The organism is Nitrosomonas limosa (genome assembly GCF_054188085.1).
The window spans coordinates 850,385-864,638 of sequence record NZ_CM135180.1; the positions used below are offsets into that span (position 1 = coordinate 850,385).

At 51.9% G+C, this 14,254-nt stretch carries 10 protein-coding genes; all 10 read right to left on the bottom strand.

Annotation, left to right across the window (positions count from 1 at the left end):
* Positions 1–6: 6 nt before the first annotated feature.
* Positions 7–762, bottom strand: a complete 756-nt coding sequence (locus ACV7NC_RS03865) for a hypothetical protein (RefSeq protein WP_458154145.1) — start codon at positions 760–762, stop codon at positions 7–9.
* 127 nt (positions 763–889) lie between these two features.
* Positions 890–1,582 carry a NapC/NirT family cytochrome c gene (locus tag ACV7NC_RS03870; RefSeq protein ID WP_458154146.1) on the bottom strand — a complete coding sequence of 231 codons (693 nt, stop codon included), beginning with the start codon at positions 1,580–1,582 and terminating at the stop codon, positions 890–892.
* A complete protein-coding gene (cycA, locus tag ACV7NC_RS03875) occupies positions 1,582–2,295 on the bottom strand; it encodes a cytochrome c-550 CycA (RefSeq protein WP_458154147.1) in 714 nt (237 codons plus the stop codon). Before cycA ends, ACV7NC_RS03870 begins: the two co-directional genes overlap by 1 nt.
* A 160-nt stretch (positions 2,296–2,455) precedes the next feature.
* Positions 2,456–3,493: a hydroxylamine oxidation protein HaoB gene (haoB, locus tag ACV7NC_RS03880; protein WP_458154148.1), complete on the bottom strand. Its 1,038-nt coding sequence runs from the start codon at positions 3,491–3,493 to the stop codon at positions 2,456–2,458.
* Positions 3,490–5,205: a multiheme c-type cytochrome gene (locus ACV7NC_RS03885; RefSeq protein ID WP_458154150.1), complete on the bottom strand. Its 1,716-nt coding sequence runs from the start codon at positions 5,203–5,205 to the stop codon at positions 3,490–3,492. The genes haoB and ACV7NC_RS03885 overlap by 4 nt, the downstream gene beginning before the upstream one ends.
* Before the next feature lie 107 nt (positions 5,206–5,312).
* Positions 5,313–5,576: a 30S ribosomal protein S20 gene (gene rpsT, locus ACV7NC_RS03890; protein ID WP_458154151.1), complete on the bottom strand. Its 264-nt coding sequence runs from the start codon at positions 5,574–5,576 to the stop codon at positions 5,313–5,315.
* 95 nt (positions 5,577–5,671) lie between these two features.
* Entirely contained in the window at positions 5,672–6,547 is an 876-nt protein-coding gene (gene rluB, locus ACV7NC_RS03895) for a 23S rRNA pseudouridine(2605) synthase RluB (RefSeq protein ID WP_458154152.1), read from the bottom strand.
* Positions 6,548–6,670: 123 nt separating this feature from the next.
* Positions 6,671–12,163, bottom strand: coding sequence for a beta strand repeat-containing protein (locus tag ACV7NC_RS03900; RefSeq protein ID WP_458154153.1), 5,493 nt, complete (start codon positions 12,161–12,163; stop codon positions 6,671–6,673).
* Positions 12,164–12,290: 127 nt separating this feature from the next.
* Positions 12,291–12,614, bottom strand: a complete 324-nt coding sequence (locus tag ACV7NC_RS03905; protein ID WP_458154154.1) for a YbaB/EbfC family nucleoid-associated protein — start codon at positions 12,612–12,614, stop codon at positions 12,291–12,293.
* 14 nt (positions 12,615–12,628) lie between these two features.
* Positions 12,629–14,236 carry a DNA polymerase III subunit gamma/tau gene (gene dnaX / locus ACV7NC_RS03910; RefSeq protein ID WP_458154155.1) on the bottom strand — a complete coding sequence of 536 codons (1,608 nt, stop codon included), beginning with the start codon at positions 14,234–14,236 and terminating at the stop codon, positions 12,629–12,631.
* Positions 14,237–14,254 lie beyond the last annotated feature (18 nt).

The following is a 14,254-nucleotide window of genomic DNA, read 5'->3' on the forward strand; positions in this document are numbered from 1 at the left end:
ATACGACTATTTGATCAAGGATGTTTTATACCAGTTATTCATTTTTTGGAAAGCAGCTAGAATTTTAGGAGCGAATCCGATCGCAACAGCATCAACCAAACAATACCAGGCCGCAACTCCACTGGGGGGATTTCCCTGTGTCCAATTAAACACCGGTTCAATTGAAGCCCATTTCCATGTGCCCGCTGCGGTACCAATAATCTCAAGCCATGTGCAAATAAAAAAAGCTCCCAGATAAACCATCGGTGATCGGCCTTTAAAAAGGCAAATTACAAAAATACAAAATAAAAAAGCACCGACTTGATCTCCTTGATCCGGTATACCGCTAATACCCCATAACGACCATAACCCACCAGCAATAATTACAAAAATAGCGAGCTTTCTGGCATTTATCAAGAAAAAACGCGAACGGGAAAGTGCCACAGCCGTTAAATATACCATACCATGCCCGGGTGGAACGTACAGAGGAACATTACCAAACCGATAGGTATAACCTCCCATATAAATAGAAGCGAAATGCTCGCCTGCAGTTGCAAATGCCACGGCCACAACAACTTGCATCCTCACTTCTCTATTCTCACCGATCAATAAACCAGCCAGAAAAATCCAAGCAATTACGCCAAGCAAATTTTGAATCTCGTAACTAGCACTACCATCAATCACCAAACTGACCGCGACACAGAAGAAAGTAAATGCAGCAATAAAATAATCTCTATTTCTATGTGGATAATTAGCATCAGGTTTTGGAAAATGATCCAGCATTCAAACAACCTCACTCTAACAAAAAGCCCGCCATAGGCGGGCTATTAAATTCTTGCAAATAACAACAGTTTTAAAATCTTTGCTTAACAACAATAAAAAAGCCAAGACCTAGAAGGCAGAGTGCCACTTACTCCTCATCTTCCTCATCTTCTTCATCACCTTGGGATTCAGCTTCGCTTGCACCCGCTCCAGCCTCTCCCTCGTCTTCATCTTCTTCGTCTTCCTCGTCCCCACCTTCATCACTGTCTTCGTCTTTCATCAGTACCATCTTGCCCGCAGCTAAACTCGCATTTAAGTCCGTCTTCGCCACTTCTTCATGCACTAAATTCTGATGACAGTCTATGCACGTCGCGCCTTCCGTCTTCAACTTCTTGTGCGCTTCCTGTGCATCCGCTCCCGGTGGATTCGGATCTCTATGACAATCCCTGCATGTCACGCTGTCCCATTTCTTCAGATTCATCCGCGCATCATGCGCCATGATCAATCGCCGTTCGTTAAACTTCTCCAGCGTCGAGTAGTCGTTGATCAGTTCCAAGTACAGTTCCCGCGCGCCATCCACCGCATGGGTGTACAACGCTAAGTGGAAGTTCTTGAACCCTTGCGGTATGTGACAGTCTTTACAGCTAGGATTCACGCCCAACGCACCATAGTGCGTCGATTGCTTCAGTTCCGTCTGTGTGTAGGTCATCGAGTGACAGCTGGTACAGAATTCTTCGGTCGAGAGCGCTGCTTCTCCACCAAATACCACCGCTACCAGCAATATCCCGAGTAACCCGCCTGTCAGTAGCGTGCCTATCGCTCCTTTTTGTATCCCTGTCATTACTCTTTCCCTTTACCTTTTTTGTCTGCTGTCTTTTCTTTGGCGCTCGCTTGGAATTCATCGTGATACTTGAACTTCGGTTCGCCTACGAAGGTGCCGTCTAGCTTATAGTGTTCGTGCATCGCTTTGACGTCTTTGACCATCTTGTCAAAGTCAAATTTGTATTTCGCGTCTACTTCCGGTGTGAACGGTGTATACGGGGCTTTCGCGCCTTTCCACGGTGAACCTTCGTAGTTTAAGTGACAGGCTGCGCAGGCTTCTTCAAAATGAAAGTCTTGTCCTTTGTCTGCAACCACTTTACGCTGTGTGGTGGTGCCTTTGCTTTCAAATGCCTGGCCTGCTTTGCGGTGATCGCCACGGTAGTTCTTGCCGCCGCCATGACAGGATTCACAGCCAACTGCCGCGAGTGGCTTTTTCGCCGCTTCAATGGTGTAGCCGCCTTTCTTGCCCCAGCCGTCAACGTGACAGCCTACGCAGTCTTTATCTTGGGTGTAGTCTTTGTCCGGATCCAATTTCGCTTTGATCTTGGCTTCTTTGCGGGTGCCAGGCTTTAATGATTCCATCGCCTTGGCGTGTGCGGTGTCTTTCCATGATTTCGCTTGCGATTTGTGGCAGGAGCTGCATTTGGTGCGTCCTTCAAAATCAGCCAATGCCGCGCTGGAAAAAAATACCGCTGCCATTATTGACAGTATGTATACGATCGGGTGTTTCATCCTTCCTCCTTTATGCTTTTTTAATCCAATTCCGATGGCTTCGTATTGTACGCTATCGTCCGTTTGTGTAAATGACTATGTGGCTGCTTTGCGCCTTTTTGTTGTGCCTGTGTTGCACTTTCTTTGAGTCCTTCCGGCTTCTTCGAGTTCTTTATTCTTTCTACGGCAGCTTGTATACCCAGTAGCCGCCTTGTTGGTAGATCAGTTGCGCCAGTTCCAGTTCTGTCGGTGCCTGCTTGTCTACAAACGGCAGCATTCTGGCCAGTAGCGTTTGGCTGCTCTTTTCGTCGCTCAGGAAGAATACTCTGATTTCATTGTCCGACACCGATTGCAGGGTGTAGGTGTCAAAGTTGTTTTCCTTTACTTGCACTTTCATTTGATTGATCAGGCCGTGCATGTTGCCTGTCATCGGGAAGTTTTGATAGGCTACCCCTATTTCGTCCGGGTACATGAGTCCCAGTTTGTAGAGGTCGGTTACGTGCACTATCAGGTAGGTTTCCCGGTCCGATCCTATCAGTTGCCGCAGTTGTTTGATGCCTTCTTCCGCAGGTGACGCCAGGGCATGGCTGAATCGTTTGAAACTTTCCAGTTCTTTGGCGTCGGGTTTGCTTTCCCAGAATTGCTTTTCATACGCGCGTATCGCTTCACTTTGTTCCAGCCATGGAACCGGTATCATCAGCGGTTCGTTCAGGTGGTTGGTAAAGAAAGTGTCGCGTCCGGTGAGCAGTTTGATTTGCCGCGAGGTGTCCCACCAGGAGAGTATCAGTGCGTCTTTCGGTGCATATTTGTTGATCGCGGTCGCCAGTATCGTTAGTTCCGATGGCTTGCGGTCAAAGTTATAGAGTACTTCGTTGGTGCTGTTCTTCCAGTAAATCAATACTGGCGGTCCATCGCTTTGTTTGGCTACGATAAATTCCGCGATCGGTTTGTCTACGCCTTCCGCTTTGACTTTGTATTCGCTGAGCTTCAGCCCGGACCAGTCATCCAGTCCCATTTTGCTGAATTTCTGTGTCTGCGCGTCGCTTTCTTCTACCAGTTGGTATTGATAGGGGGCCGGAATCGGTTTAAACCAAAGATACGCAAACCAGCCCAGTAAAAGCAAACCTCCCGTCACCAGGAGTATCCCTAATGACGGGAGCAGCTTGTCTCCCGATCGCACTACCCCGGTAGTGCGATCTGTCGTATCAGCGCCTATCAAGCTTCGCTTTGCTTACGTCTGCGCCAGCCTGCTAATGCCAGTGTTCCGGCTAGTAGCATGCCACCACCTAAACCGCCCAGAGAGATTTTCTCTGCTGTGCCGTCCAAGTCGAGTAAGCTGGTTTTCTTGGTTTCAAGATTTTTAACACGTTCTTGCAGTGCAACCATTTCACGGATGCGGGTGTTTTCGTCTTGAATTTCAACGTAGGCACGGTTGATCGGACCCCAGCCTTCGGTGTAAGTCCAGCCGCCCGGGTTAACGTGTGCTAAGCCTACGTGCATTTTAGCCAGGTCGTTTTCGTGCATTTCCAGTACTTTCAGCTCGATCGCTGCCGGGCTGTTGCCTTTCGACCAGAACAGTTGCGCAAAGTAGGCATAGCCTTCTTTTTCCGGTGCTGGTGGTGCAGGACGGTTGGTTTTTTGTCCTGTCAACAGGCCTTCTTTATACAGTTGATGTACGATTGCGTTGGCTTCTTGATATTTCGCCAGTCCTTCCAGGGTGCCTTTGTCCATCAGTTCCAGGTAAGAACGTGCAAAACGCTCGGAGTGGCATTGGGTACAGGTAACTACCCATGAGTCCAAACGCGCTTCCGACCATTCGCTTCTGATGTTTTCCGCAATACCGGGTACAAACGGGTAGTTCGCCCAGCGGATCTTTCTCACCATGTTATGGCTGTATTCGCCTTCGTATTCCATGTGACAGCCCGCACAGGTCGGTGCGTTTTGTCCACCTACTGCGTAGGCGTCTTTCAGCGGCGCTTCCCAGTTCCATTTGTCGCCCAGCATCGATACCATCTTGCCGTGCTTGGACATTGAGTACGCTTCCCAGTTGTTGTGGTCTACACCGCTGTGGCAGGTAGCACAGGCTTCCGGTTTGCGGGATTCCGCTGCCGAGAATTCGTGACGGGTATGGCAGGAGTCGCATTTGTTTTGGTTGGTGTGGCACATCGAGCAGCCTTCCGCTACTTCACGTTGTGGCATCGCCGCCCATACCGTGGTTTCTACGTTGGCTTTGTAGTCCAGCGCGTGCGATGGACGTCCATCCGGCCATTGTCCGTGCGGCCATATCATCGTGTCTCTTTCCGATTCACGTTCGACAAATTCCGCCAAGTGACAGGTTCCGCATACGTCGGCTGTCGGCATGATGATGTCTTTGGTGTGATCCGCTTTTTTCTTCGCGTTCGGTTCTACGTGGCAGTCAATACACCCTACTTCTTTCAGGTTCTCGCCTTCCGCCAGTTTGCCCATCGAGCGCAAGTTCTTTTCTACTTCTTCTAACTTCGCTTTCTTGTAAAATGTCGGGTCGCTCGGTTTTAAATTACGTACCTTGTCCAAATTCGCATGGGTGCTGCGCTTCCATGCTTGTACCCATACCGGCGATTCGTCCGTGTGACATTCTACGCATTCCTTGCGGCTCGCTATCTCTTTGTTCGTGGTCGGCGATTTGTAAAATGTCGCTGGGTCCAAATAGATTCCATACGGTATCGGTTCCCAGTATTGCGCCAGTGTCCCGCGCCCAGCCCCTTGCTCAGGATCCTTGTAACGCTTCACTACCGCTTCATATAATTCCTTCGGCGATACCTTCTCACGATCCAGCTTCAGCGCTTCGTAAAGCTCGTTCGGCACCGTCGGTATGTTACCCGCTTGTAATCCCCCTCCTAGCAGAAGCCCTAACATCAAAGCCCCACCCTTCAGCCATCTCTTGGCATTCATCTCTCTCTCCTTTGGTTTTCCATTAAACTTATTGTCCTTTTAATTTCTTCTTTGAAGAATCTGATTTAATTTTCCAATTCTCATCGAAGAAGATTATAAGTTTTTAATTAATTCATCAGCTTAATCGCTGAAGACAATCGGCTTTTGTAACGTGATGCTTTATTTTTATGAATAATACCTCTACCAGCTATTGAATCAATCGTTCCCACTGAATTAATAAATACGCTTTTAGCCGCTTCTTTATCTCCCAGTCCGATTGCTTTTCTGACCGATTTAATAGCAGTACGTAACTGTGATCGCAAATGAACATTATGCGCTCTTCTCTTGATAGCTTGTCTAGCACGCTTTCTCGCTTGTGCGCTGTTAGCCATTAATACCCCCCAAACCTCTTCGAAAAAGAACGAATGTTACTTTCTTTTCTTTTCCAGCGCAACTTGTAAGTACCCTGTGTTTAACTGTGTTGTTTTTACATTACATCTCGTTTTATCAGTGATAATAATCGCCGCGTTTCTTTTTCATCCAGTTCTAACCATTGCCCGCGTTTGATACGGGGCGGCAAATTAACCGGACCGAAACGAACACGCATCAAACGGCTAACCGTAACACCAACGGCTTCAAACATGCGTCGCACTTCGCGGTTTTTACCTTCTTTAAGGATGACGCGGTACCAACGGTTGGCTCCCTCACCACCTTCCTCTGCCAGATACGTGAATGCTGCCTGACCATCGTCGAGCGTTATGCCAGTGGTCAGTTGCTTCATCTGTTCTTCGGTGAGTTCACCGAGGATCCGTACCGCATACTCACGTTCCATTTCGAAGCGCGGGTGCATCAGACGGTTAGCCAGAACACCATCATTGGTAAAAATCAACAAGCCGCTGGTATTAAAATCGAGGCGCCCGACCGCAATCCACTTCGATGACCGTAAATGCGGTAATTTGTCGAACACCGATGGACGTCCTTGCGGATCGTCCCGGCTGACGATTTCCCCTTCGGGTTTGTGATACAGCAACACTTTCGGCAATTCTTCCTCGACATGCACACGAATCGTGCGCCTGCCGATCCGAATCACATCTCCCGTCCCAGCACGATCACCCAATTGAGCAACCTGGTTGTTCAAAGTGACTTTCCCGGCAGCAATCAACTCTTCCATTTCCCGTCGCGACCCGAGCCCTTTTTGCGCCAGCAGCTTTTGCAACTTAAAAGTTGCAATCGGTCGCTTAGCAAGCGGCACTGATGTTTCTGGTGAATGCTTTGCGGGTGGCGTTGCCGTTGTCTTAGCGGAAACACGTGTGGATGCCGGTGTTTTTTTCCTCGGGGGACGGAATGGTTTGTTGACTTTCATGGATGGCTAATTCGCGATGAATGCTGCTGAAGCAATCAAAAATGGCTAATTCTAAACTATTAAGCAGACTAACTGTTGCCGCCATCGCCAAGCAAGCACCATGAAGGCACAATCAGTGAGTGCTTAAAATGTCAGATTGCCAGCCACTAGGCCGGTACCATCATTGTGTGTCACAATCCCCATCACCTGCAGGTCGGTAGCGACAATGGCATCATCTCCGCCGGTACCCGCCGTATACAACACTACTGCTGATTGCGTTGTGGAAAAATTGAGAATAAACAAGTGCTCCTCGCCTGTAGCGATGTTGCTGAAATCAATTTCTTCGTTCAACTCGGTTATGACACTGGCCAATCCGGGTGTCGTGAACGCCGACAATGCAATTTCGATTTCGGCATCCGCCAATACCGTCGCTTCCTGATCGGTGCCACCCGCGATGACTTGATTGCCGCCATCAGAACCGTCAGCGGTTGAATAATCGAGACTATTATCACTATCATCATCGAGCAGCGTCTTTAATGTCGCAGTGATTTGAATCAAATCGTCGGTGGCGTCATTAGCATTCGCATCGAATTGAGTAATCGAATCGGCACCGCTGCTTGCTCCGGCAGCGGCACCATCCGCTGCGGCACTATAAATAAACGTCTGCAAAGTATTATCGTTGGCACTACTGCCCAGTGTAACGCTGTCGGCGCCACCATTCCCGGTAATACTGTCATTGCCGGCACCACTAGTGATCGAATCATTCCCGCCCCCGCCCACCAGGGTATCATTGCCGGTTCCGCCACTGAGCGTGTCACTTCCCGCACCGCCGGTAATACTATCGTTGCCGGTGCCGCCGCTAATGCTGAAAGCACCGTCGGTTTCCGCACTGCCATTGAATGTCAAAGCACCCGAGTTGGCCGCATTCGATAAGGTTAATGTAGCGCTCGCAGAAACCAATGCATCTTTAGTGATAATGGATACCTCGGTATTGGTATTCGCTAAAGAAATGGCTTCGATATTTTTGACGGCATCAAAATCATTACTAGCGGTGAATGCCGTATTCCCAGTCAGTGTCACAGTATCCGTACCCGAACCGCCATCGACGCTGTCAGCGCTGGTTAAGCCGGTAACCGCCGCGAATGAAAAAATATCGTTGCCGGAACCGCTGGTCACTGTGTCATTACCCAAGCCGGGCGTGACATTGTTACTACCCGCACCGCCGTCGAGCGTGTCGTTGCCGGATCCGCCCTTGATGGTATCTCCAGCGCTTCCACCGGTAATGATAAAAGCGCCATCGATTTCCGCACTGCCGTCAAACGTCAAAACGCCGCTGGTCAGCGTTGTCGCTTGCAATGTCAGCGTGGCACCCGCGGCAACCAGCGCATCCTTGGAGGTAATCGCCACCGCCGTCGTGGTGTTCGCCACGGTAATCACTTCGATATTGCTGACCTTGTCGAAATTGGTCGCTGCAACCGCAGTGGTTCCGGTCAATGCGACGGTATCGATACCGTTGCCGCCATCCACAGTATCCGCGGTGGTTAACCCCGTGCCTGCTGCAAACGTGATGGTATCGTCGCCACCACCACCTGCTATGGAATCCGTGCCGGTACCACACGTAATGCTATCGGCATCGCTTCCGCCCGTAATCGTGTCATTGGAGGCACCGCTGCTGGTGATGCTGAAAGCGCCGTCGGTTTCCGCTGCACCGTTAAATGTCAGACCACCGGTATTGGAAGTGGAAAGCGTCAACGTTGCACCAGCAGCCACTAAGGTATCTTTGGTCGTAATGGAAACGGCAGTATTGGTATTGGCCAGGGTAATGGTTTCGATATTGCTGACATTGTCAAAGTCATTGCTGGCGGTGAACGCCGTGTTACCGGTCAATGCCACCGTGTCGCTGCCCGCGCCGCCGTCGATAACATCCGCTTGCGTCAAACCACTCACCGCAGCCAGCGTAAACGTATCGTTACCCAATTCCCCCGACAGCGTATCGCTGCCGGTACCGGCGGTTATGCTATCGGTGCCGCTGCCACCGGTAAGAATATCGTTACCGGAACCACCGGTAATCGTATCATTACCGGAGCCACCGGTAATTTTAAAATGCCCGTCGGTTTCGGCGGCGCCGTTAAACGTCAATACCCCGGCATTAGCCGCATTCGATAGCGTCAACGTGGCGCCGGAGGCAACCAACGCATTGACGGTGGTAATCGCAACCGTGGTATTCACCATATCCTGCAGCGTAATCACTTCGATATTGCTGACGTTGTTAAAATGTGTTGCTGTCACTGCGGTCGTGCCGGTCAGCGCCACCGTGTCGGTTCCCGTGCCGCCGTTGACCGTATCGGTCGTTAAACCAGTCCCGGCGACGAATGTAAAAGTATCGTCACCGGCGCCGCCAGTAATGTTATCGACCCCTGTACCGCCTGTAATCTTGAAATGCCCGTTGGTCTCAGCGCTGCCGATGAAGGTCAGAATGCCCGAATTGGCCGCATTTGACAGAGTTAACGTCGCACCAGCCGCTACCAGCGTATCCTGCGTGGTAATCGCTACGGCGGTATTGGTGTTGGCAACTGTGATGACTTCGATATTCTTAACGTTGTTGAAATTAGTGGCAGCAACCGCGGTATTGCTGGTCAACGCAACCGTATCCGAACCGGTGCCGCCATCGACGGTATCCGCACTGGTTAATCCGGTTCCGGCGACAAATGTGAAGGTATCATCACCGGCGCCGGTAGTAATGCTGCTGCTGCCGGTACCGGCGGTAATGTTGAATTTGCCGGTGGTGCCGCTGATTGCGCCGGTCAAGGTCGAGCCGGTAAAACCTGACACCGTCACGGTATCGCCGTCGGCGACACCGGTAATCGCAAGGTTGGCCGCTGCCGCAGTAATCGCAATGCCGTCATCGGCCGTGTTATCCGTAACAGCCACCCCAATCGTACCGCTGGTAGGATTCGACACCACCAGATTGCCGCTCAAACCGGTAATATTGACAGTGCCTGCGGCGGCGCCACCGGAAGTAACGGTGAGACTGGTATTGTTAGCCAAAGCCGTCGCGTCGATACTGACCGTATCGGACGCCGCGCCGGCAGCCACATTGATCGAAGCCGCCGCCGAACCGGTCGTGATGCTGATGCCGTTATCGGCGGCGTTTGCGGTGGTCACTGTTAACGCGCCGGTCAATTTGGTTGCGACCAGATCGCCCACCAGGCTGCTGACGGTCAACGCCGAAGCGCTGGTATCAGTGATGGTTAATGCCGTATTCTGCGCCAGAGATGCCGCATTGACGGTCACCGTGTCGCTGGCTTGATTGGCAATCAAATTCAGCGCCGCCGAGCCAGTGGTTAGCGTACGCGCATTGGTGCTGTCGTCGCCCAGCTCGTAGGTCTCAATGTTGGATAACGCAGTTACCATGCCATCGCCGGTGACGATGATTTTTTCTCCACTCGCACCGCTACCCGGCGCCGTGGCAGTACCGGTGAATGCCTGATTTTGACTGGCTTTCATCGTCACTGCAGCACCGGATGCCAACGTCAGCACTTCGATGCTGGTGATCGTAGCGCCACTGATATCAGCACCGTTACTTACGCTCAACACATCGTCAACCGTTGCATCGCCTGTGAGCGTGCCTGTGATCGCCAAGGCGCCGGCATTGAAGGTCACGGCATCGTTCGATGCATCGGCGGTAACGGTGGTAGCCGCCTGACTGATGGTGACCGTCCGCGCATTGGTGGAATCGTCGCCGATGCTGTATTGTTCCACGCCGGATAACGTAGTAACCGCACCGTCGCCGGTAATGATGATTTTTTCACTGTTGGCGCCGCTACCGGCGGCCGTGATCGTGCCTGTGAACTGCTGGTTTTGCGACGCCGACATAGTGACATCATGCGTACCGGCCACACCGGTTGCATCAAAACTCAAATTGGAAAAATTGACGACCAATGCAGCGGCAATGCTCGAACTGTCCTGAACGCTCAGGGTATTGCTACCGCCACCGCCATCCAATAACACCGACGTCATTACCAGCGGCGTCCACGCCGCCGCCGTTGAAATCGACAGCACATCGTTCGACCCGGATCCGCTGAATGCCGTCGCATTGGTTGCCAAATACCAGGTTGAAGCAGTGGTGGGTGTCGACGGTGCAGCGCCGCCACTCGATGGAATGACGGAAGGCGACAGCGGATCAGCCTTACCATCACCGGTGACATCGCCAACCAATGCACCTGCCGCCTCAATCGCACTGGTCAACGCAGTGCCTTCGGCCAAGGCTGTCGCACTGCGAATACTCTCTTGCGCCGCCCCCGTCTGTAACAAATTTTCGATGTTCTCGGACACGATCTGAATCGCGGCCATATTGGCAAGGATCTGCGTTATTTTGGTATTGTTCACGACCGCATGATCAACTGCCCGATTCAGATACGCAATTGCGGTAGCCACTTCATCCAGCATCGCGCCAACTTTAAACAGCATCGCATTGCCAGCGCCGGCCAGCACCGTGGCATCCTGAATCACTTGAGCAATGAAAGCGCTGGCAGTTAATTCAACCGGTTCAGCAGTCTTGGCAAGGTTCGCCGCCAATGCCGCATAAGCCAAATCGATGATCTGCGCCTCGTCTGCCAGCACACCGGCGCCGCTCAAAAAAGCGGCTGTTTGACTTACCAAAATATTGATCTGAGAAATTGTTGCCTGCACCGCCACCGCTTCCGCAATCGCAGCGGCCGATGTATCGGTGCGGTTTGCTTCATAAATCGGATCGTAGTGCAGCGGCTGAAAACCGGATGGCAGTCCAAGTGCCGCCGAAAGTTTGGCTGATGCATCCTCTGCAACTGTGGCATCAGCCTGCAGCAACTTGACAAGCAGCGTCGTCAGCGGATTGATGACCGTGGCGCCGGGCGGTGCGAACATGCGCCCTTCAAACGGTTTTCCGGTGGCGATATCGATCCCGCCCGACATAATCAATTGACCAAATGCGCTGACTCCCGGCAGCGTGAAACCACCCAACGCATCGGTTGTGACCGAGAGCTCCCCGGCACTTTTGCTGCCATTGCCGTCCAAATCCGCAAAGACCACAGCATCTTTGATATAGCCGTCGATGGCTTTTCCGGTGACGCCCGATTCAATCCGGTTTTTAGCTGAATCGACTGTGGCCGGATCATCGGTCACCTGGGCCAGAACCTCTTGCAGAATCGCAAGACTGGTCGCTGTTCCCTTAAGTTCGACGGAATAATAAGCCGCCACTTCGGTTTTATGATGCAACTGCCGGGCAGCCGCTCCCCATGCCGCATTGGCCGGATCGACCGCCGCCAGCGCCGAAGCTGCCCAATGAATCACGCCGCCACGGCTCTCTCCGGCATTCAGCAGCTTGTCGATTTCTGCGATTGCCCAGGATTTATGTTCCCTAGCTACCAGCGAACCGGCGATATTTTCCACGAACTGCCGGGCGAAAAGATTGTTGGATAGCGTGTCGGAATAATAGAAATTTTTGAAAACGTCGGTGGCTGCGAGCGCATCAGCCAGCGCTTTCACCCCTCCGGCATTGCTGGCGAAAACTTCAAATTCTGTTAAATACCGCGCACCGGGGGCCGCATCGAACATCGCGACCACGGTTCGGATCGTTTCTATTTGCCTGTCATTCATGAGTCATTACGCTCTAATCAAATAAGTGTCTAAAAAAACACCATTCTTTCGATTGTACTCAGAACCAGGGTAAATAGATTACCCGAATAAACTCAATAAATTACGCTATATTAGTTTTTTACTGACATTAGAAAGGCAGCTTGAATCCCGGCGGCAGCCCCATGCCGCTGGTCAACGCCGCCATTTTTTCCTGCGTGGTCACTTCGACTTTGCGCACGGCGTCGTTGAACGCTGCGGCTACCAGGTCTTCCAGCATTTCCTTGTCGTCGCCGATCAGGCTGCTATCGATGTCGACGCGTTTGACGTCGTGGCGGCAGGTCATGGTCACTTTCACCATGCCGGCGCCGGATTGGCCTTCGACTTCGATGCTGGCCAGATTTTCCTGCATTTTACGCATGTTTTCCTGCATCATCTGAGCCTGCTTCATCATGTTACCCAGATTTCCTCTCATGTTGACGTTCTCCTTTATTTTTCGATTGGTTTGATGGTTGAAATAACTAATTTTGCATCGAATTGCTCGATCAACTCTTGCACCACCGGATCTTGCTCGATCGCGGCGATGGCATCCGCCTGTTTTTGTTGTTCTTCGCGTTGCTGCAGCGCCGCGGGTGTTAACCCGGAAAGCGTGCCTAGCGTGAAGCTCAGTCTAACAGGTTTGCCAAAATATGTATCCAGCGCTGCCTGGATTTTCTCTTGATACTTCTTATCCAACAGGTGCTTATGCACTTCCGGCACATGCAATTCAATATTGTCCGCCGACAGCACTTTGGCTTCGCTGTGTTGCGCCAGCATTTTTGCCATGCCGGTCAGTTTCAGTTGCTGACTCAGTTGCGGCCAATCGAGATTGGATGCAGGGGCATTTCGGGTATTCTCAACCGGCACCGTCGCTACCTGCGCGGGTTTAACCGGCGATGGAGGCTTTTGCGACTGCGCGATCGCCGCTGCCGGTTGCGCAGCGGGTTGCGCTGGCCGGTCAACCGTCTTGTCATCCGGCATGAAGGTCAGCATGCGCAGCAGGGTCATGGTGAAACCGGCGTACTCGTCGGGCGCCAGGCTCAAATCGCTGCGGCCGTGCAACGCGATTTGATAAAACAATTGAATGTCCTCGGGCGGTAACAGCCGCGCCAGTTCGATAATACGCGCATACTCCGGCGTATCTTCGCCGATCGCTTGCGGCACGGTCTGCGCCAATGCGATGCGATGCAGCAAAGCGGCCAATTCTTGCAAGGCGGTATCGAACGACAGGCATTGCGCTTCCATTTCGTCCGCCAGTGTCAATAATTGCACGCCATTTTTTTGCGCCAACGCTTCCAGCAGGTCGAACAAATAACCCTGATCGATGATCCCAAGCATGTCGCGCACGCCGGTTTCGGCAATTTTCCCTTCGCCGAAAGCAATCGCCTGATCCAGCAAACTGAGCGCATCGCGCATACTGCCCTGCGCGGCGCGGGCGATTAATTGCAACGAAATTTCATCGAACGGGAAGTTTTCCTGCTGTAATATGTGCTTAAGATGCGCGGCTATTTGCGTTTGCGGAATTTGTTTCAGATTGAATTGCAAGCAACGGGACAGCACCGTCACCGGAATTTTCTGCGGATCGGTGGTTGCCAGAACAAACTTGACATGCGCCGGCGGTTCTTCCAGCGTTTTCAGCATGGCATTGAACGCCGATTTGGACAGCATGTGCACTTCGTCGATGATGTAGATCTTGTAGCGGCCGCTGGTCGGCGCATACAGGGCGTTTTCCAGCAGTTCGCGCATGTTATCGACTTGCGTGTTGGAGGCGGCATCCAGTTCGATCAGATCAATGAAACTGCCGCTGTCGATTTGACGGCATGCCGGGCAAGCGCCGCACGGCGATGCGGTAACGCCGGTTTCACAATTGAGCGACTTGGCTAGAATACGAGCGATGGTGGTTTTGCCGACCCCACGGGTGCCGGTAAACAAATAGGCGTGATGTAAACGGTTTTGCTCAAACGCGTTGGTCAAAGCTTTGACCACATGCTCCTGCCCTGTCAATTCGGAGAACTTTTTGGGGCGCCACTTACGCGCAAGGACTTGTGTTTGCGACACGTTATCGTATGAAAAAGC

Coding starts and splice junctions, on each gene's coding strand:
- ACV7NC_RS03865 (WP_458154145.1), bottom strand. CDS start 762: ATGCTGGATCATTTTCCAAAACCTGATGCTAATTATCCACATAGAAAT.
- ACV7NC_RS03870 (WP_458154146.1), bottom strand. CDS start 1,582: ATGACAGGGATACAAAAAGGAGCGATAGGCACGCTACTGACAGGCGGG.
- cycA (WP_458154147.1), bottom strand. CDS start 2,295: ATGAAACACCCGATCGTATACATACTGTCAATAATGGCAGCGGTATTT.
- ACV7NC_RS03885 (WP_458154150.1), bottom strand. CDS start 5,205: ATGAATGCCAAGAGATGGCTGAAGGGTGGGGCTTTGATGTTAGGGCTT.
- rpsT (WP_458154151.1), bottom strand. CDS start 5,576: ATGGCTAACAGCGCACAAGCGAGAAAGCGTGCTAGACAAGCTATCAAG.
- rluB (WP_458154152.1), bottom strand. CDS start 6,547: ATGAAAGTCAACAAACCATTCCGTCCCCCGAGGAAAAAAACACCGGCA.
- ACV7NC_RS03900 (WP_458154153.1), bottom strand. CDS start 12,163: ATGAATGACAGGCAAATAGAAACGATCCGAACCGTGGTCGCGATGTTC.
- ACV7NC_RS03905 (WP_458154154.1), bottom strand. CDS start 12,614: ATGAGAGGAAATCTGGGTAACATGATGAAGCAGGCTCAGATGATGCAG.